We start from the raw sequence: 18,207 nt of genomic DNA, 5'->3' as shown, positions 1-18,207 counted from the left end.
ACGCGGCAGAGTCGGTGCCGGAGGTGGTGCCGATATGAACGCACGGGGGGCACTCGGGCGGTACGGCGAGGATCTGGCGGCACGGTTGCTGACGGACGCCGGAATGTCCGTGCTGGAACGGAACTGGCGCTGTCGCGCCGGTGAGATCGACATCGTCGCGAGGGACGGTGACGCGCTCGTCATCTGCGAGGTGAAGACCCGCAGGGCGGGCGCGTTCGAGCACCCGATGGCCGCGGTCACCCCGGCCAAGGCGGACCGCCTGCGGCGGCTGGCCGCACTCTGGCTGTCCCGGCACGGCGACCCGCCGCCCGGCGGGGTGCGGATCGACCTGGTCGGCGTGGTGCTCCCCAGGCGCGGGGCACCCCTGGCCGAGCACGCCCGGGGGGTGGCCTGATGGGGTTCGCGCGTGCCTGCTCGGTGGCACTGGTGGGTGTCGAGGGCGTGGTGGTGGAGGTCCAGGCGGACCTGGAGGCCGGGGTCGCGGCGTTCACCCTGGTGGGTCTGCCGGACAAGAGCCTGGTGGAGAGCCGGGACCGGGTCAGGGCGGCCGTGGTCAACTCCGGGGCGGAGTGGCCGCAGAAGAAGCTCACGGTGGGGCTGTCACCGGCCTCGGTCCCCAAAGGAGGTTCGGGTTTCGATCTCGCCGTCGCGTGTGCGGTGCTCGGCGCCGCCGAGCGGATCGATCCCGCGTCCATCGCCGACGTGGTGATGATCGGGGAGCTGGGACTGGACGGCCGGGTGCGGCCGGTGCGCGGGATCCTGCCCGCCGTCCTGGCCGCGGCGGAGGCCGGGTACCGGCAGGTGGTCGTGCCCGAGCAGACCGCAAGCGAGGCCGCCCTGGTGCCCGGGGTCTCCGTGCTCGGGGTGCGCAGCCTGCGGCAGCTGATCGCCGTGCTCTGCGACGAACCGGTGCCCGAGGAGACGGCGCCCCACGACCATGGCCGCCCCGACACGATGCTGGCCGGGCTGATGGTGCCCGGTGCCGGAATGGGAACGGGGATCGCCCGGGGCTCGGCGCACGGCGAGGGCGGCTGGCCGGACCTGGCGGACGTCGCAGGTCAGGAGCGGCCGCGCAAGGCACTGGAGGTCGCCGCCGCGGGCGGCCACCACCTGCTGCTGTCGGGACCACCGGGAGCGGGCAAGACCATGCTCGCCGAACGGCTGCCCGCCATCCTGCCGCCGCTCACCCAGCCGGAGTCCCTCGAAGTGACCGCGGTCCACTCGGTCGCGGGCATCCTGCCGCCCGGCGAACCCCTCGTCTCCCGGCCGCCCTACTGCGCGCCGCACCATTCGGCGACCATGCAGTCGCTGGTCGGCGGGGGCAACGGGCTGCCGCGCCCCGGCGCGGTCTCGCTGGCTCATCGAGGAATCCTCTTTCTGGACGAGGCGCCGGAGTTCTCCGTAAGGGCGCTGGACGCCCTGCGTCAGCCGCTGGAATCGGGTCACGTGGTGGTGGCGCGCAGCGCCGGGGTGGTGCGGCTGCCGGCCCGGTTCCTGATGGTGCTCGCCGCCAACCCCTGCCCGTGCGGGCGGCACACCCTGAGCGGGGCCGGGTGCGAGTGCCCGCCCTCGGCGGTCCGGCGCTACCAGGCCAGGCTCTCCGGGCCGTTGCTGGACCGGGTGGACCTGCGGGTGGTCGTCGACCCGGTCCGGCGCGAGGACCTGATGGGGCAGGGAGGCCGGGGCGAGTCGACCGCGGAGGTCGCCGCCCGGGTGCTCCGGGCCCGGGCGCGGGCCGCGGAGCGGCTTGCGGGCACCCCGTGGACGACCAACAGCGAGGTGCCGGGGCACGAGTTGCGGACCCGGCTGGTCGCGGCGCCGGGTGCGCTGATGGCGGCCGAGCGGGACATGGAACGGGGCATGCTCACGGCGCGCGGTCTGGACCGGGTGCTGCGGGTGGCGTGGACCGTCGCGGATCTGCGGGGCGCGGACCGGCCGGACGGCTCGGACGTCGCGGTGGCCCTGGAGATGCGGACCGGAATTCCGCGCGGGGTCGCGATGGAGGCGGGGAGTTCATGACGGGGCACGGGGCCGAAGGACGGGCGAACGCCCCTGGGGGAGCGGGGCGGACGGGAGGCCTGCCCGGCCGGACCGCGGTCCAACGGGGAACGGGGGCCCGCTCCGGCACCTGCGGCGGTGTGAGCGACCGGGAGCGGCTGGCCCGGGCGGCCCTGACCCGGGTGCTGGAACCGGGGGACGTGCGCGGCGGGCGCTGGCTGCGGGAGTGCGGCGGTGCGGAGCTGATGCGACGGATCATGGTCCCGGACGGCTCGGCCGAGCGGCTGAGCGGGATGACGGCGAAACGGCTGGCCGGGTACCGGCTGCGGGCCGAAGGGACCGAGCCCGAGAAGGACCTGGCGGCGGTCGCCGCGGCCGGCGGGCGCTTCGTCTGCCCGGGCGACCGGGAGTGGCCGAGCCAGCTGGACGATCTGGGCGACGCCAGGCCGACGGGACTCTGGGTGCGGGGCAAGCCCGATCTGAGGCTCTGGGCGCTGCGCTCGGTGGCCGTGGTCGGGGCCCGCGCCTGCACACCGTACGGGGCGCACATGGCCGCGACGCTGGGCGCCGGGCTCGCCGAGCGGGGGTGGGTGGTCGTCTCGGGAGCCGCCTTCGGGGTCGACGGTGCGGCCCACCGCGGCGCCCTCGCGGCCGGCGGCGCCACGATGGCGGTGCTGGCCTGCGGAGTGGACGTCGCCTACCCCCGCGGTCATGCCGAACTCATCGGACGCATGGCCGAACAGGGGCTCGTCATCGGTGAACTGCCACCGGCCGAACACCCCACCCGCAGCAGATTCATCCTCCGGAACAGGGTGATCGCCGCGTTGACGCGCGGAACGGTCGTCGTGGAGGCCGAGTACCGCAGTGGCTCCCTGGTCACGGCGCGCGCCGCCCAACGGCTCGGCCGCTTCACCATGGGTGTACCGGGACCCGCCACCAGCGGACTGTCGGCAGGCGTCCACGAACTCCTCCGAGGCGAGGGCGTGCTGGTCACGGACGCCGCCGAAGTGGCCGAACTGGTGGGGGACATCGGCGACCTGGCCCCGCCCCGGCGCGGCCCGTTGCTGCCCCGCGACCAGCTGGATCCCCTCTGCGGAAGGGTCCTTGACGCACTGCCGGCCCGCGGCTGCGTCAACGGACGCGAGGTGGCACGCAGCGCCGGAACGACCTCCGACGAGGCGCTCGGCAAGCTGTACGAACTGCACTCACTGGGGTTCGTCGAACGCGATGGCGAGGGATGGCGGTTGACGCGGAGGCCGATATGCAATGGCGACGCGCGGCGAGGCGGTTCTTGACCTGGAGCATTCGGGTGAAAAGGTGATGCCGATGACCTCGGCGGATCCTTCAGCGGCCTCTCCGGGGCCGGCGCACGAGGCGACGGCCCCGGACATCCGTCATGTCCTCGCTCAGGTGCGCTGTCATGTCCGCCGCCGCAGCCGGCTCCATGCCCGTGCGCCCGGAAGCGTGCGGCATCGATCCCTTATCCTGCGCGCACCGCGACCCTTCAGTCACGCTACGCTCACAAGGATTCCGGCCCAGACACTCGTCCCCCGGCACTTCACGGCAGAACGGCTCAAGGCACCACATGCCCCAGCACACCTCCGGGTCTGACCGCGCGGCAGTACCACCGGCTGCGCGTGGCACTGTGCGCCCTCCCGCCCCCTCCTCGCTCGACGAGTTGTGGCGTTCGTACAAGACCACGGGCGACGAGCGGCTGCGGGAACAGCTGATCCTGCACTACTCGCCCCTGGTGAAGTACGTCGCGGGCCGGGTGAGCGTGGGTCTGCCGTCCAACGTCGAGCAGGCCGACTTCGTCTCCTCGGGCGTCTTCGGGCTGATCGACGCCATCGAGAAGTTCGACATCGAGCGCGCGATCAAGTTCGAGACATACGCGATCACCCGCATCCGGGGCGCGATGATCGACGAACTCCGTGCCCTGGACTGGATCCCGCGCTCCGTACGCCAGAAGGCTCGGGCGGTGGAACGCGCCTACGCCACCCTGGAGGCCAAACTGCGGCGCACCCCGTCGGAGGCGGAGGTCGCCGCCGAGATGGGCATCGCACTGGAGGAACTGCACGCGGTTTTCAGCCAGTTGTCGCTGGCCAACGTTGTCGCGCTGGAGGAGCTGCTCCATGTGGGCGGCGAGGGCGGCGACCGGCTCAGCCTGATGGACACGCTGGAGGACACCGCCGCCGACAACCCGGTGGAGGTGGCCGAGGGCCGCGAGCTCCGAAGACTGCTCGCCCGCGCGATCAACACCCTCCCGGACCGGGAGAAGACGGTCGTCACGCTCTACTACTACGAGGGCCTCACCCTCGCCGAGATCGGCAACGTCCTCGGGGTCACCGAGAGCCGGGTCAGCCAGATCCACACCAAGTCGGTGCTGCAACTCCGCGCCAAGCTGGCCGACGCCGGACGCTGAGACCGCCCGCAGGGGCCGCCGGCAGGAGCGCTTCGGCCAGTGATCCGGGCCGCCCGCCCCCTCGCGAACACCGGCCGCCGTAGAGTGGAGCCGTGCCCAGGATTCGAGCGGCCTCCGTGGCCGAGCACCGGACCATGCAGCGCGGCGCCCTCCTGGACGCAGCGCGCTCCCTGCTGTCCGAGGGAGGCACGGAGGCCCTGACCTTCCCCGCCCTCGCCGAACGCACGGGCCTCGCCCGGTCCTCCGTCTACGAGTACTTCCGCTCCCGCGCCGCCGTCGTCGAAGAACTCTGCGCCGTCGACTTCCCCGTGTGGGCGGCCGAGGTCGAGGGCGCGATGGAACGGGCGGGGACGCCCGAGGAGAAGATCGAGGCGTACGTCAGGCGGCAGCTCGATCTCGTCGGGGACCGGCGGCACCGGGCCGTCGTGGCGATCTCGGCGAGCGAGCTGGACGCCGGTGCGCGCGAGAAGATCCGGGCGGCGCACGGCGGTCTGATCGCCATGATCGTGGAGGCGCTCGCCGATCTCGGACACGAGCAGCCGCGACTGGCGGCCATGCTGCTCCAGGGCTCGGTGGACGCCGCGGTCCGGCGGATCGAACTGAGCGTGGCGGAGGAGCCCGGCGTGATCGCGGACACCGCCGTCGCCATGATTCTCAACGGGGTCCGGGACGTCCGGACTGACGGGGCGGATCCGGCCGACCCGGCCTGAAGCCCCCGCGCGCCCGGCTGCGCCCGCGCGCCCGTGATTACGGGGGCTGGGACGGATCCGGGATCGCGCTCGGGCTCGCTCCCTGGTTCCGGTTCGGGCACCCCGGACACCGGCAGCAGCCGGGACGGTCCGCGCCGCAGCATCGAGGGCGGCAGCAGGGACAACGGGTCCAGATACGCCTCCGCACGGCGCAGGCCCCAGTGCAGACAGCCGGACGCACAGTGGAACGGTCCCGCCGCCATGACCGCCACCACCTGGCCCGCCCTGACCTCGTCGCCCTTCGCGACCAGCGGGCGCACCGGCTCGTAGGTGGTCCGCAACGGCGGATCGCCCGTCCCCGACAGCTCGATGGCGACCACCCCGCGCCCCGCCACGGCGCCCGCGAAGGACACCCGGCCCGACGCGGCGGCGAGCACCCGCGCACCCGGCCCGGCGGCGAGGTCCACCCCGCGGTGCCCGCGCCCGTAATCGGTGGCGGGCGGCTCCCATCCCCGCAGGACCGCCGGCCGCCCCTCCAGCGGCCAGCCACGCTCCCCGTCCGGATTCGCCGGGGCGGGAGCCGGAGCAGGCGGCGGGGCCTGTGCGCGGGCAGCTGCACGTACGGGGGCAGGGGAGGCCCCGGCTCCCGCCCCGCCTCCCACGGCGTCCGGTGGCGGTCGCTGCGCGGCCAGGGCCCAGAGTCCGCCGCACGCCGTCGCGAGCAGCCCGGCAACCAGCCCCGCCGCCAGCCTTGTCACCAGCCCCGTCACCCACCCCGCGGTGGGCGCCGGCACGTCACCGGCGCGGTTGCGGCGGGTCGGGGAACAGCCCCGGTCAGAAGTGATTCGCATGGCACAACCGTCCCCCGCGGCGCCGCTCCGCGGGGATCATGGACCGGATCTGTGGACTACCGGCCGGTTGTGGACAGCGCCGTCACCCGGCACCCGGCGGGTCCCGTACACTTCTTTTGGCGATCCGGGTCACCGGGTCGACTTCGCACGCCCCGCCATCTCCCTCTCTTCGGAGGTGGCCGCGCTCCTCGGTCCCTCGTGGCACGGCGCGTCGGGGCGTCAGGCGCGACAGCAATCCTGCGGTCGCGATAACCGAGTACCTCAAGGAGTACGGCCATGGCCGTCGTCACGATGCGGGAGCTGCTGGAAAGCGGCGTCCACTTCGGTCACCAGACCCGTCGTTGGAACCCGAAGATGAAGCGCTTCATCTTCACGGAGCGCAACGGCATCTACATCATCGACCTGCTCCAGTCGCTGTCGTACATCGACCGCGCCTACGAGTTCGTCAAGGAGACCGTCGCCCACGGCGGCTCCATCATGTTCGTGGGTACGAAGAAGCAGGCGCAGGAGGCCATCGCCGAGCAGGCGACGCGCGTCGGCATGCCGTACGTCAACCAGCGTTGGCTCGGTGGCATGCTCACCAACTTCTCCACCGTCTACAAGCGCCTTCAGCGTCTGAAGGAGCTCGAGCTCATCGACTTCGAGGACGTGGCCGCCTCCGGCCTCACCAAGAAGGAGCTCCTGGTTCTCTCCCGCGAGAAGGCCAAGCTGGAGAAGACCCTCGGTGGTATCCGCGAGATGCAGAAGGTGCCGAGCGCCGTCTGGATCGTCGACACCAAGAAGGAGCACATCGCCGTCGGTGAGGCGCGCAAGCTCCACATCCCGGTCGTCGCGATCCTCGACACCAACTGCGACCCCGACGAGGTCGACTACAAGATTCCGGGCAACGACGACGCGATCCGCTCCGTCACCCTGCTCACCCGCGTGATCGCCGACGCCGTCGCCGAGGGCCTCATCGCCCGCTCCGGCGCTGCGACCGGCGACTCGAAGCCGGGCGAGAAGGCTGCCGGCGAGCCCCTCGCCGAGTGGGAGCGTGACCTGCTCGAGGGCGACAAGAAGGCCGACGCCGAGGTCCAGACCTCCGCCGAGACCGAGAAGGTCGCCGACGCGGAGGCCGCTGAGGCTCCCGCCGAGGCCGCTGCCGCTGAGGCCCCCGTTGCCGAGGTGCCCGCCGCCGAGGCCGAGGCTCCGGCCGCCGACGCGGACGCCGAGCAGGCCTGACACCCGTCACGGCTGAAGACGGCGGGGGCCGGTGCCACAGGCACCGCCCCCGCCGTTCACCCGTAGATCTTTCAGACTTCGAGAGAGAAATACAGACTCATGGCGAACTACACCGCCGCTGACGTCAAGAAGCTCCGTGAGCTCACCGGCGCCGGCATGATGGACTGCAAGAAGGCCCTCGACGAGGCCGACGGCAACGTCGACGGAGCCGTCGAAGCCCTCCGTATCAAGGGCCAGAAGGGCGTCGCCAAGCGCGAAGGCCGTTCTGCCGAGAACGGCGCGGTCGTCTCCGTCGTCTCCGAGGACAAGACGTCCGGCGTCCTGCTCGAGCTGAAGTGCGAGACCGACTTCGTCGCCAAGGGTGACAAGTTCCAGGCCGTCGCCAACACGCTCGCCGCTCACGTCGCCGCGACTTCCCCGGCCGACATCGAGGCGCTTCTCGCCTCCGAGATCGAGCCCGGCAAGACCGTCCAGGCGTATGTGGACGAGGCCAACGCCAACCTCGGCGAGAAGATCGTCCTGGACCGCTTCGCGCAGTTCCAGGGTGCCTTCGTCTCCGTGTACATGCACCGCACCATGCCCGACCTGCCCCCGCAGATCGGTGTCCTGGTCGAGCTGGACAAGGCCGACGCCGACCTGGCGAAGGGCATTGCCCAGCACATCGCCGCCTTCGCGCCGAAGTACCTGTCCCGCGAGGACGTCCCGGCCGAGGTCGTCGAGGCCGAGCGCCGCGTCGCCGAGGAGACCACGCGCGCCGAGGGCAAGCCCGAGGCCGCGCTCCCGAAGATCGTCGAGGGTCGCGTCAACGGCTTCTTCAAGGAGGCCACCCTTCTTGGCCAGCCGTACGCGCTGGACAACAAGAAGTCCGTCCAGAAGGTCCTGGACGAGGCCGGTGTCACCCTGAAGCGCTTCTCGCGCATCAAGGTCGGCATCTGAGTCCGTCCGCGAAAAACGGTGGACCCCGATAGGGTCTGGTGCAGTCGACGGCCGCACACCGCCGTACGACCGCAGATCTGACGAGGAGGCCATTGCCGCTGAGGGACACCAGACCCACCGGCAATGGCCTTCTTCGTATGTGCACGAGGAGAATCTCCATGAACAAGGGCGCGGACGCCGCAACAGGTGACCACAAGCGCGACGACGGCAAGGTTCCCGGACGCTTCATGCTGAAGCTGTCCGGAGAGGCGTTCGCCGGCGGCGGGGGTCTCGGAGTCGACCCCGACGTCGTACACGCCATCGCCCGCGAGATCGCGGCAGTCGTCCGCGGGGGCGCGGAGATCGCGATCGTCATCGGCGGCGGCAACTTCTTCCGCGGTGCCGAGCTCCAGCAGCGCGGCATGGACCGGGCCCGGTCCGACTACATGGGCATGCTCGGCACCGTCATGAACTGCCTCGCGCTCCAGGACTTCCTGGAGAAGGAAGGCATCGACTCCCGCGTCCAGACGGCCATCACCATGGGCCAGGTCGCGGAGCCGTACATTCCGCTGCGTGCCGTACGGCACCTGGAGAAGGGCCGCGTCGTCATCTTCGGCGCCGGCATGGGCATGCCCTACTTCTCCACCGACACCACCGCGGCACAGCGCGCCCTGGAGATCGACGCCGCGGGGCTGCTGATGGGCAAGAACGGCGTGGACGGGGTCTACGACTCCGACCCGAAGACCAACCCCGGCGCGGTGAAGTTCGACGCACTGGAGTACAGCGAGGTGCTCGCCCGCGACCTCAAGGTCGCCGACGCCACCGCCATCACGCTCTGCCGTGACAACCAGCTGCCGATCCTCGTCTTCGAGCTGACCACCGCGGGCAATATCGCCCGCGCGGTCAAGGGTGAGAAGATCGGCACGCTCGTGAGTGACCAGGGCACCCGGGCCTGACAACCGGGGGACACGGCCGGGGAAGCCCGGCTGTGTCCCGGGGCCCACGGGACGGCCCCGAAGGATGGACAACGGCCTGCCGGTCGGACACCGTGCAGGTGAGGACGCGACGCAGGACCCGCCGGGCCCGAGCACGCCGGGCCCACTCAAGACACGCAGGAGCACGTGGTGATCGAAGAAACCCTCCTCGAGGCCGAGGAGAAGATGGAGAAGGCCGTCGTGGTCGCGAAAGAGGACTTCGCCGCGATCCGCACCGGCCGTGCGCACCCGGCGATGTTCAACAAGATCGTCGCCGACTACTACGGCGCGCTGACCCCGATCAACCAGCTGGCCTCGTTCTCGGTGCCGGAGCCCCGTATGGCCGTCGTGACGCCGTTCGACAAGAGCGCGCTGCGCAACATCGAGCAGGCCATCCGCGACTCGGACCTCGGCGTCAACCCGAGCAACGACGGCAATATCATCCGGGTGACCTTCCCCGACCTCACCGAAGAGCGCCGTCGCGACTACATCAAGGTCGCGAAGACCAAGGCCGAGGACTCCAAGATCTCGATCCGGGCCGTCCGCCGCAAGGCCAAGGAGATCCTGGACAAGCTGGTCAAGGACAAGGAGTCGGGCGAGGACGAGGTGCGCCGCGCCGAGAAGGAGCTCGACGACACCACCGCGAAGTACGTCGCGCAGGTGGACGAGCTGCTGAAGCACAAGGAAGCCGAGCTGCTCGAAGTCTGATGAACGACTCCTCCTGGGGCGCCCCGCAGGGCGCAGGCCACCGGGCCGCGCCCGAGATGCGGGCCGTTCCGGCGGGTCCTGCATACGATGTGCATGGCGCCCAGCACACTCGGCCCATGCCCATCGTGCCGGACGTTCCCGACGCAGGTAGAGACGCTGACGACCGTGATGACCGGGACCAGGGGGCCGGACGCCTGAACGGCGGCCCCCTGTTCCGCGACGAGAAGCCGCAGGAGCCCATGTCCACCGCGCCGCCGCCCCCGCAGAAGAAACGTGCGGGCCGTGATCTGGGAGCCGCCATAGGGGTCGGCGTGGGGCTCGGTGCCGTCGTCGTCGCCTCGCTCTTCATCGTCCAGGCCGTCTTCGTCGGCGTGATCGTCGTCGCCGTCGTCGTGGGCCTGTGGGAGCTGACCTCCCGGCTGGAGGAGCGCAAGGGCATCAAGGCGCCCCTCGTACCGCTCGCGATCGGTGGCGCGGCCATGGTCGTGGCCGGTTACGCGCGGGGCGCCGAGGGCGCGTGGATCGCCATGGCGCTGACCGCCCTCGCGGTGCTCGTCTGGCGGATGACCGAACCGCCGGAGGACTACCTCAAGGACGTCACGGCCGGCGTCTTCGCCGCGTTCTACGTGCCGTTCCTGGCCACCTTCGTCGCCATGATGCTGAAGGCCGACGACGGGCCGCAGCGGGTCCTGACCTTCCTGCTGCTGACCGTGGTCAGCGACACGGGCGCGTACGCCGTCGGCTGGCGCTTCGGCAAGCACAAGCTCGCCCCGCGCATCAGCCCCGGAAAGACCCGCGAGGGCCTGTTCGGAGCCGTGGCCTTCGCGATGGTGGCCGGCGCGCTGTGCATGCAGTTCCTGATCGACGACGGCACCTGGTGGCAGGGCCTGCTGCTCGGCCTCGCGGTCGCCGCCAGCGCCACCCTCGGCGACCTGGGCGAGTCCATGATCAAGCGGGACCTCGGCATCAAGGACATGGGCACGCTGCTGCCCGGTCACGGCGGAATCATGGACCGGCTGGACTCCCTGCTGCCGACCGCGCCGGTGGCGTGGCTGCTGCTGGTGATCTTCGTCGGCTCCAGCTGAGACGTACGTTCCGGATCTTCGGGAGTGAGGGTCCGCTGCCCACGGGGCAGCGGGCCCTCATTGCTGTGTGCGGCGCCCGGCCCCGTGCTCGGTGACCGGCTCAGTCAGTCGAACCAGACGACCAGGCGGACACCCTCGTCGCCGTGCAGTCCCGCCAGCGTGCGCATGACCGACCACACGGCCCCCCAGTCGCTGTCCGGAACGGCATCCTTCCGCCGGAGACGGCCGATACGGAAGAGCCGGTCGCCGTCCGGCCACTCGGTGCCCTCGGGGTGGATGCTGCCCGCCCGGTACAGGGCATGGGGGTCGTTGATGCCGGCCAGCTCGGCGAATCGGGTGAGGTCGGTGTTCTGACCGTGCATCTCCCAGCTCCCGTCGGACCTCCGGCGGTACTCGTGAACGCATGCATCGACCTCGTTCGCGGCCTCCTCCCAGTCCGCCGTCAGCAGCTCCGCCCAGGTGATCCACGACGCGCCGTGCAGGTCGGACCAGGGTTCGAAATCGGCGCGGGCCTCCTGGGATGCGTCGGGAGGCAGGCCTCGGTGATCGGCCAACGGACGGAACGAGGTGGTATCCCGGACACCGAACAGGGCGCCGAAGCCGACGTAGGAGCGCCCGTTGTAGAGGTGCGAGAGGCTGACGGCCGCCGTCCAGCGGCGGTCCTCCTCGTCCAGCCAGCGATCCCAGCGGCACTCGATGAATCCGTACATGTCACTCCCCATGCCTGGATTGTTCTCCGTGGATGCGCCGAAGGCGACGGCATTTCCCACGCATCGCGGCCTGGTGGACGGCCCGGAATTTGGGTCCGTTTCGGTGTGATCCATCACGAAAGCGCGGCCTGCCTCGACGGCCCTCGAGCGCGTCGGGGCAGGCCCGCGCAGGGCACTGCCGGCCTGTGACGGTGCGCGGCAGCGGTAGGGGCTCCGGCGGAGCAGGCGACGGCCACGAGGACCGTGGCGTGTCTGCGACACTGGAGGAACCATGCCTAAGCCCGGAGAACTCACTTTCGTCGCGCCCCGCGGAGCCAAGAAGCCGCCGCGGCACCTCGCCGACCTCACGCCCGCCGAGCGCAAGGAAGCGGTCGCCGCGATCGGCGAGAAGCCGTTCCGCGCCCAGCAGCTCTCGCAGCACTACTTCGCGCGGTACGCGCACGACCCGGCGGAGTGGACCAACATTCCGGCCGGATCGCGGGACAAGCTCGCCGAGGCGATGTTCCCCGATCTGATGTCCGTGGTGCGGCACATCAGCTGTGACGAGGACACCACCCGCAAGACGCTGTGGAAGCTGCACGACGGGACGCTCGTCGAGTCCGTGCTGATGCGCTACCCCGAGCGCGTCACGATGTGCATCTCCTCGCAGGCCGGCTGCGGGATGAACTGTCCGTTCTGCGCCACCGGGCAGGCCGGGCTCGACCGGAACCTGTCCACCGCGGAGATCGTCCACCAGATCGTGGACGGCATGCGGGCGCTGCGTGACGGCGAGGTCCCGGGCGGGCCGGCGCGGCTGTCCAACATCGTCTTCATGGGCATGGGCGAACCGCTCGCCAACTACAACCGGGTGGTCGGCGCGATCCGCCGGCTGACCGACCCCGAGCCGGACGGGCTGGGGCTCTCGCAGCGCGGGATCACCGTCTCCACCGTCGGCCTCGTGCCCGCGATGCTCCGTTTCGCGGACGAGGGCTTCAAGTGCCGGCTCGCCGTCTCGCTGCACGCCCCGGACGACGAGCTGCGCGACACGCTCGTGCCCGTGAACACCCGGTGGAACGTCAACGAGGTCCTGGACGCCGCATGGGAGTACGCGGAGAAGTCCGGCCGCCGCATCTCCATCGAGTACGCGCTGATCCGCGACATCAACGACCAGGCCTGGCGGGGTGACCGGCTCGGCCGGCTCCTCAAGGGCAAGCGGGTCCACGTCAACCTCATCCCGCTGAACCCGACGCCCGGCTCGAAGTGGACCGCCTCGCGGCCCGAGGACGAGAAGGCGTTCGTCGAGGCGATCGCCGCCCACGGGGTGCCGGTGACCGTCCGGGACACCCGGGGCCAGGAGATCGACGGGGCCTGCGGACAGCTGGCGGCATCCGAGCGCTGAGGCCGAAATCGGGCGTGTAGCCTGGGCTGGAAAGACAGGTTCACCGCTCGAAACCAACTTCATATTCCGACAGGGGAGCGCCACAGCGCTGAGAGTGCGGCACCAAGGACAGGTTGGCCGCAGACCCTCTGAACCTCGCCCGGGTCATTCCGGGTAGGAAGTTCGGACCTTACTCAAGCTGTTGCGCCCTGCCCGCATCCGGTTTCCACCGGCGCGGGCAGGGCCGCGTCTCTTCCTGGTCATCCCAGGAGGAATCACATGAGCACCACCAGGAAGATCGCGGTGACGGCCGTCGCCGCCGCGCTCGGAGCCACCGCGCTCGCCGGATGCGGAAGCTCCGACGACTCGGCCGCCGGCACCGGCTCGGGCGGCACCAAGGGCTCCGGCTCCAAGACCGTCACCCTCGTCAGCCACGACTCCTTCAACGCCTCCAAGGGCGTACTGAAGGAGTTCACCCGGGAGACCGGCTACACCGTCAAGGTGCTGAAGAGCGGGGACGCCGGCGCCGCCCTCAACCAGGAGATCCTCACCAAGGGCTCGCCCCGCGGTGACGTGTTCTTCGGCGTCGACAACACCCTGCTCTCCCGCGCCCTCGACAACGGCCTGTTCACGCCGTACGCCGCCAAGGGCATCGGCCAGGTCGCGGCCGATGTGCAGCTGGACGCCGAGAAGCACCGGGTGACGCCCGTCGACACCGGCGACATCTGCGTCAACTACGACAAGAAGTACTTCGCCGACAAGAAGCTCGCGCCGCCGAAGACCTTCGACGACCTCGCGAAGCCCGCGTACAAGAACCTCCTCGTCACCGAGAACGCCGCGACCTCCTCGCCCGGCCTCGGCTTCCTCCTCGGCACCGTCGCCACCTACGGCGAGGACGGCTACCAGGACTACTGGAAGAAGCTGAAGGACAACGGCGTCAAGGTCGTCGACGGCTGGGAGCAGGCGTACAACGAGGAGTTCTCCGGCTCCGCGGGCGGCAAGAAGGCCAAGGCCGACCGGCCGCTCGTCGTCAGCTACGCGTCCAGCCCGCCCGTCGAGGTGCTGTACGCGGACCCGCAGCCGAAGACCGCCCCGACCGGCGTCGCGACCGGGACGTGCTTCCGGCAGATCGAGTTCGCCGGTCTGCTCGACGGGGCGAAGAACGAGGCGGGCGGCAAGGCCCTGCTGGACTTCCTGATCGGCAAGAAGTTCCAGGAGGACATGCCGCTCAACATGTTCGTCAGCCCGGTCACCAAGGGCGCGAAGGTGCCTGACCTCTTCACGGAGTTCGGCGCCACGGTCGACCGGCCGACGACCGTCGCCCCGGACACGATCGCCAAGAACCGTGAGCAGTGGGTCCAGTCATGGTCCTCGCTCGTAGTGAAGTAGCGAAGACTCCCGTACGCGGACCGGGCGCGCGCGGGAAGGCCGCGCGCGCCCGGTCGCTGCGCGGGGGCGCGCTGCGGCTCGGTCTCATGGCCGTGCCCGTCGCGTTCTTCGCGCTGTTCTTCGCCTACCCCGTCGTCGCGATCGTCGGACGCGGGCTCAAGGACGGCGGGGTGTGGCAGTTCGGACGGATCGGCGAGGTGCTGAGCCGGTCCGACATCCAGGACGTCCTCTGGTTCACCCTCTGGCAGGCGCTCGCCTCGACCGCGCTGACCCTGCTGATCGCCCTGCCGGGCGCGTACGTCTTCGCCCGGTTCGACTTCCCCGGGAAGCAGCTGCTCCGGGCCGTCGTCACCGTGCCGTTCGTCCTGCCGACCGTCGTCGTCGGCACCGCGTTCCTCGCGCTGCTGGGCCGTGGCGGCTTCCTCGACGAGCTGTGGGGGGTCCGGCTCGACACCACGGTGTGGGCGATCCTGCTGGCCCATGGCTTCTTCAACTACGCGGTCGTCGTCCGTACCGTCGGCGGCCTCTGGTCGCAGCTCGACCCGCGGCAGGAGGAGGCCGCGCGGGTCCTGGGCGCCGGACGGTTCGCCGCCTGGTGCCGGGTCACCCTCCCCGCGCTCGGCCCCGCCGTGGCCGCCGCCGCGCTGATGGTCTTCCTCTTCACCTTCACGTCCTTCGGAGTCGTACAGATCCTCGGCGGCCCCGGCTTCTCCACGCTGGAAGTGGAGATCTACCGGCAGACCGCGCAACTGCTCGCCCTGCCGACGGCCGCCGTGCTGACCCTGGTGCAGTTCGTCGCCGTGGGCGCCGTCCTCGCCGTGCACGCGTGGACCGTACGGCGCCGGGAGACCGCGCTGAAGCTCGTCGACCCGGCGCAGACCGCCCGCAGGCCCCGCGGCGCGGGCCAGTGGGCGCTGCTCGGCGGCGTCCTGCTGACCGTCCTGGTGCTGATCCTGCTGCCGCTCGCCGTCCTGGTGGAGCGGTCGCTCGACGTGTCCGGCGGCCACGGATTCGCGTACTACCGTGCGCTCGGATCGGCGGAGGCCAACAGCGGTACGTTCCTGGTCGCGCCCCTCGAAGCGATCGGGAACTCGCTGCGTTACGCCGTGGTCGCCACCCTCATCGCGCTGGTCGTCGGGGGACTGGCCGCGGCGGCCCTGACCCGGAAGGCGGGCCGGCTCGTCCGGGGCTTCGACGCACTGCTGATGCTGCCGCTCGGGGTCTCCGCCGTCACCGTCGGCTTCGGCTTCCTGATCACCCTCGACAAACCGCCGCTGGACCTGCGGACCTCCTGGATCCTGGTGCCGCTCGCCCAGGCGCTCGTCGGCGTGCCCTTCGTCGTACGCACCATGCTGCCGGTCCTCAGAGCGGTGGACGGCCGGCTGCGCGAGGCGGCCGCGGTCCTCGGCGCCTCGCCGCTGCGGGCCTGGCGCGAGGTGGACCTGCCGCTGGTGCGCCGGGCACTGCTGGTCGCGGCGGGCTTCGCGTTCGCCGTGTCACTCGGCGAGTTCGGCGCCACGGTGTTCATCGCACGGCCCGACAACCCCACGCTCCCGGTCGCCGTCGCCCGGCTGCTGGGACGGTCCGGGGAGCTCAACTACGGGCAGGCGATGGCCCTCAGCACCATTCTGATGCTCGTGTGCGCGGTGTCGCTGCTGCTGCTCGAACGTATCCGCACCGACCGATCCGGGGAGTTCTAGGGATGCTGACACTCGAATCGGTCACCGTGCGCTTCGGTGACCGCCCGGCGCTCGACGCGGTGGACCTGGAGGTCGCCGAGCACGAGATCGTCTGCGTGCTGGGGCCGAGCGGCAGTGGCAAGTCCACTCTGCTGAGGGCGGTCGCGGGCCTTCAGCAGACCGACGCCGGACGGGTGCTGCTCGACGGCGCCGACCAGGACGGGGTGCCGGTGCACCGGCGCGGACTCGGCCTGATGTTCCAGGACCACCAGCTGTTCCCGCACCGGGACGTCGGGGCCAACGTCGCCTTCGGGCTGCGGATGCACGGCGTGAGCCGGAGCGAGCAGCAGCACAAGGTCGCCGAACTCCTGGACCTGGTGGGACTTCCCGGCGCCGGACGCCGCGCCGTGGCCGCGCTCTCGGGCGGTGAGCAGCAGCGCGTCGCCCTCGCCCGGGCGCTGGCCCCCCGGCCCAAGCTGCTGATGCTGGACGAACCGCTCGGCCAGCTCGACCGCAGCCTGCGCGAACGCCTCGTCGTCGAACTGCGCACCCTCTTCGCCCGCCTGGGCACGACCGTGCTCGCCGTCACCCACGACCAGGGCGAGGCCTTCGCACTGGCCGACCGGGTCGTCGTGATGCGCGACGGACGCATCGCCCAGGTGGGCACCCCCCTGGAGGTCTGGCAGCGTCCCGCCTCGGCGTTCGTCGCCCGCTTCCTCGGCTTCGACAACGTGGTGGAGGCGACGGTCACCGGCGAGGCCGCCGACACGGACTGGGGCAAGGTGCCGGTACCCGCCGGATCGCCGCAGGGGGCCTGCGATCTGCTGGTGCGCCCGGTGGGCGTCCGGATCGGCGCCCCGGAGGACGGCCTGCGCTGCACCGTGGGCGCCCGGACCTTCCGCGGCAACCACGTCGCCGTGAAGCTCCACCCCGAGCACGGCCCGGTCCTGGACGCGGAGTGCCCGCTGAACGGCACGCCGGACGAGGGCGCGCGAGTCGGGGTCACCTTCGACGCGGCGGAGAGCGTCGTGCTGCCTGCCGTCTTCTGACGGGTCGAGGGCGCTACGCCCCCGACATCCGCGCGAGCGCCTCCGGCGCCTCCTCCACCGAGTCGACGAGCGCGATACGGGACTCCATCGGCCTGCCCGCGGCGAGTGCCCGGAGCAGGGGCCATGCGGGCAGCTCGTGTGTCCAGTGGTCGCGTCCCACCAGCACCATCGGGGACGGTTCGCCGCGCGATCCGTAGTAGTTCGGGGTGGTGCTGTCGAAGATCTCCTGCACCGTGCCGGCCGCTCCCGGCAGGAATATCACGCCCGCGGTCGAGCGGGCCAGCAGGCCGTCCTCCCGCAGGGCGTTGGCGAAGTACTTGGCGATGTGGTCGGCGAACGGGTTCGGCGGCTCGTGGCCGTAGAACCAGGTGGGGATCGCCACGGACCCGCCGCCGTCCGGCCACCGCTCGCGCACCGCGAACGCGGCCAGCGCCCAGTCGGAGACCGAAGGGGTGAACGAGGGGACCGCGGCCAGGAGTTCGCAGGCCTTGTCCAGCATCGGGTCGGGGTGCGGAGCCGCGTAGGCGCCCAGGTTGGCCGCCTCCATCGCGCCCGGGCCGCCGCCCGTGGCCACCGTCAGGCCGCTGCGGGCCAGGGTCCTGCCGAGGCGGGCAGCGGCGGCGTACGAGTCGCTGCCGCGGAGTGTCGCGTGGCCGCCCATGACGCCGACCACCCGGGCGCCGGTGAGGAGTTCGTCCAGCGCGTCCGAGACCGCGTCGTCGTGGAGTGCGCGCAGCATCGAGGCGAACGCGTCGCCGTCCGAGCGCGTCCGCTGGAACCAGCGGTAGGCGCGGGCGTCGGGCGTCGTCTCGTAACCGCCCCGCGTCAGCCCGTCGTAGAGCGTGTCGGGGGAGTAGAGCCGGCCGCGGTACGGGTCGAAGGGGAGACCCGGCACCGGGGGGAAGACGAACGCGCCTTCGGCCCGCACCTTCTCGGCCGCTGCGGGTTCCATCCGGCAGCCGAAGAAGACGGCGCCTGACGCGTCGGTGGCCAGCAGGGCCGCGCTGCGTTCCGTCAGGTCGACGGACTGGACGCGCTGTCCGGCCAGCGGACCGGCGGCGACCGCCGCGTCGAACTCGGCGAGCGACTCGATCTCGGTGCCGGGTGCGGGGGTGATGTCGGTGTCGTCGGAGGTCTCCACGCCGTCATGCTACGGACCG

At 71.3% G+C, this 18,207-nt stretch carries 16 protein-coding genes, 1 pseudogene and 1 riboswitch; of the genes and pseudogenes, 14 read left to right on the top strand and 3 right to left on the bottom strand.

Annotated features, from left to right (window positions below; genetic code table 11):
* The first annotated feature begins 34 nt into the window (after nt 1-34).
* The 5 genes from OG521_10895 (at nt 35) to OG521_10875 (ending at nt 5,130) form a co-directional block, all read left to right on the top strand.
* Entirely contained in the window at nt 35-394 is a 360-nt protein-coding gene (locus OG521_10895; protein WUW21265.1) for a YraN family protein, read from the top strand.
* Nucleotides 394-2,019: a YifB family Mg chelatase-like AAA ATPase gene (locus OG521_10890; protein WUW21264.1), complete on the top strand. Its 1,626-nt coding sequence runs from the start codon at nt 394-396 to the stop codon at nt 2,017-2,019. Before OG521_10895 ends, OG521_10890 begins: the two co-directional genes overlap by 1 nt.
* Nucleotides 2,016-3,293, top strand: a complete 1,278-nt coding sequence (gene dprA, locus OG521_10885) for a DNA-processing protein DprA (protein ID WUW21263.1) — start codon at nt 2,016-2,018, stop codon at nt 3,291-3,293. The genes OG521_10890 and dprA overlap by 4 nt, the downstream gene beginning before the upstream one ends.
* Nucleotides 3,294-3,583: 290 nt before the next feature.
* Nucleotides 3,584-4,420, top strand: a complete 837-nt coding sequence (gene whiG, locus OG521_10880; GenBank protein WUW21262.1) for an RNA polymerase sigma factor WhiG — start codon at nt 3,584-3,586, stop codon at nt 4,418-4,420.
* A gap of 116 nt (nt 4,421-4,536) precedes the next feature.
* Nucleotides 4,537-5,130, top strand: coding sequence for a TetR/AcrR family transcriptional regulator (locus tag OG521_10875; protein WUW26641.1), 594 nt, complete (start codon nt 4,537-4,539; stop codon nt 5,128-5,130).
* 89 nt (nt 5,131-5,219) lie between these two features.
* Here the strand turns inward: OG521_10875 and OG521_10870 are convergent.
* Nucleotides 5,220-5,666: pseudogene (locus OG521_10870) on the bottom strand (M23 family metallopeptidase).
* Nucleotides 5,667-6,236: 570 nt separating this feature from the next.
* Here OG521_10870 and rpsB point away from each other — a divergent pair.
* The 5 genes from rpsB to OG521_10845 all read left to right on the top strand — a co-directional run bounded on the left by rpsB (nt 6,237) and on the right by OG521_10845 (nt 10,863).
* Nucleotides 6,237-7,181, top strand: coding sequence for a 30S ribosomal protein S2 (gene rpsB / locus OG521_10865; protein ID WUW21261.1), 945 nt, complete (start codon nt 6,237-6,239; stop codon nt 7,179-7,181).
* A gap of 99 nt (nt 7,182-7,280) precedes the next feature.
* Nucleotides 7,281-8,117 (top strand): translation elongation factor Ts, encoded by an 837-nt coding sequence (tsf, locus tag OG521_10860; protein WUW21260.1) that lies wholly within the window; start codon nt 7,281-7,283, stop codon nt 8,115-8,117.
* Nucleotides 8,118-8,275: 158 nt separating this feature from the next.
* A complete protein-coding gene (gene pyrH, locus OG521_10855; GenBank protein ID WUW21259.1) occupies nt 8,276-9,052 on the top strand; it encodes a UMP kinase in 777 nt (258 codons plus the stop codon).
* A gap of 168 nt (nt 9,053-9,220) precedes the next feature.
* A complete protein-coding gene (gene frr / locus OG521_10850; GenBank protein WUW21258.1) occupies nt 9,221-9,778 on the top strand; it encodes a ribosome recycling factor in 558 nt (185 codons plus the stop codon).
* Nucleotides 9,778-10,863, top strand: a complete 1,086-nt coding sequence (locus OG521_10845; protein ID WUW21257.1) for a phosphatidate cytidylyltransferase — start codon at nt 9,778-9,780, stop codon at nt 10,861-10,863. Before frr ends, OG521_10845 begins: the two co-directional genes overlap by 1 nt.
* A gap of 104 nt (nt 10,864-10,967) precedes the next feature.
* Here the strand turns inward: OG521_10845 and OG521_10840 are convergent, their stop codons facing one another.
* On the bottom strand, nt 10,968-11,585 hold the full coding sequence (locus OG521_10840; GenBank protein WUW21256.1) for a hypothetical protein: 618 nt from the start codon (nt 11,583-11,585) through the stop codon (nt 10,968-10,970).
* Between the two features lie 259 nt (nt 11,586-11,844).
* Between OG521_10840 and rlmN the strand changes: the two genes are divergently transcribed.
* From rlmN to OG521_10820, 4 genes are all read left to right on the top strand, one after another.
* Complete coding sequence (rlmN, locus tag OG521_10835) at nt 11,845-12,951, top strand: 23S rRNA (adenine(2503)-C(2))-methyltransferase RlmN (protein ID WUW21255.1); 1,107 nt, start codon at nt 11,845-11,847, stop codon at nt 12,949-12,951.
* Nucleotides 12,952-13,012: 61 nt separating this feature from the next.
* Nucleotides 13,013-13,129: riboswitch (TPP riboswitch) on the top strand.
* 80 nt (nt 13,130-13,209) lie between these two features.
* Nucleotides 13,210-14,319: a thiamine ABC transporter substrate-binding protein gene (locus OG521_10830; GenBank protein WUW21254.1), complete on the top strand. Its 1,110-nt coding sequence runs from the start codon at nt 13,210-13,212 to the stop codon at nt 14,317-14,319.
* Between the two features lie 86 nt (nt 14,320-14,405).
* A complete protein-coding gene (locus tag OG521_10825; protein WUW26640.1) occupies nt 14,406-16,019 on the top strand; it encodes an iron ABC transporter permease in 1,614 nt (537 codons plus the stop codon).
* 2 nt (nt 16,020-16,021) lie between these two features.
* Nucleotides 16,022-17,047: an ABC transporter ATP-binding protein gene (locus OG521_10820; protein WUW21253.1), complete on the top strand. Its 1,026-nt coding sequence runs from the start codon at nt 16,022-16,024 to the stop codon at nt 17,045-17,047.
* 13 nt (nt 17,048-17,060) lie between these two features.
* Here OG521_10820 and OG521_10815 read toward each other — a convergent pair whose 3' ends face one another.
* A complete protein-coding gene (locus OG521_10815; GenBank protein ID WUW21252.1) occupies nt 17,061-18,188 on the bottom strand; it encodes an LOG family protein in 1,128 nt (375 codons plus the stop codon).
* Between the last annotated feature and the right edge of the window lie 19 nt (nt 18,189-18,207).

The organism is Streptomyces sp. NBC_01463, from assembly GCA_036227345.1.
Lineage (GTDB): Bacteria > Actinomycetota > Actinomycetes > Streptomycetales > Streptomycetaceae > Streptomyces.
The sequence above is the reverse complement of the archived record's forward strand: the minus strand, read 5'-3'. Positions and strand labels throughout refer to the sequence as shown.

What these genes read in the sequence shown, in the direction of transcription:
- OG521_10895 (WUW21265.1), top strand. Translation starts at nt 35, where the DNA reads ATGAACGCACGGGGGGCACTCGGGCGGTACGGCGAGGATCTGGCGGCA.
- OG521_10890 (WUW21264.1), top strand. Translation starts at nt 394, where the DNA reads ATGGGGTTCGCGCGTGCCTGCTCGGTGGCACTGGTGGGTGTCGAGGGC.
- dprA (WUW21263.1), top strand. Translation starts at nt 2,016, where the DNA reads ATGACGGGGCACGGGGCCGAAGGACGGGCGAACGCCCCTGGGGGAGCG.
- whiG (WUW21262.1), top strand. Translation starts at nt 3,584, where the DNA reads ATGCCCCAGCACACCTCCGGGTCTGACCGCGCGGCAGTACCACCGGCT.
- rpsB (WUW21261.1), top strand. Translation starts at nt 6,237, where the DNA reads ATGGCCGTCGTCACGATGCGGGAGCTGCTGGAAAGCGGCGTCCACTTC.
- tsf (WUW21260.1), top strand. Translation starts at nt 7,281, where the DNA reads ATGGCGAACTACACCGCCGCTGACGTCAAGAAGCTCCGTGAGCTCACC.
- pyrH (WUW21259.1), top strand. Translation starts at nt 8,276, where the DNA reads ATGAACAAGGGCGCGGACGCCGCAACAGGTGACCACAAGCGCGACGAC.
- OG521_10845 (WUW21257.1), top strand. Translation starts at nt 9,778, where the DNA reads ATGAACGACTCCTCCTGGGGCGCCCCGCAGGGCGCAGGCCACCGGGCC.
- OG521_10840 (WUW21256.1), bottom strand. Translation starts at nt 11,585, where the DNA reads ATGGGGAGTGACATGTACGGATTCATCGAGTGCCGCTGGGATCGCTGG.
- rlmN (WUW21255.1), top strand. Translation starts at nt 11,845, where the DNA reads ATGCCTAAGCCCGGAGAACTCACTTTCGTCGCGCCCCGCGGAGCCAAG.
- OG521_10830 (WUW21254.1), top strand. Translation starts at nt 13,210, where the DNA reads ATGAGCACCACCAGGAAGATCGCGGTGACGGCCGTCGCCGCCGCGCTC.
- OG521_10825 (WUW26640.1), top strand. Translation starts at nt 14,406, where the DNA reads ATGGCCGTGCCCGTCGCGTTCTTCGCGCTGTTCTTCGCCTACCCCGTC.
- OG521_10820 (WUW21253.1), top strand. Translation starts at nt 16,022, where the DNA reads ATGCTGACACTCGAATCGGTCACCGTGCGCTTCGGTGACCGCCCGGCG.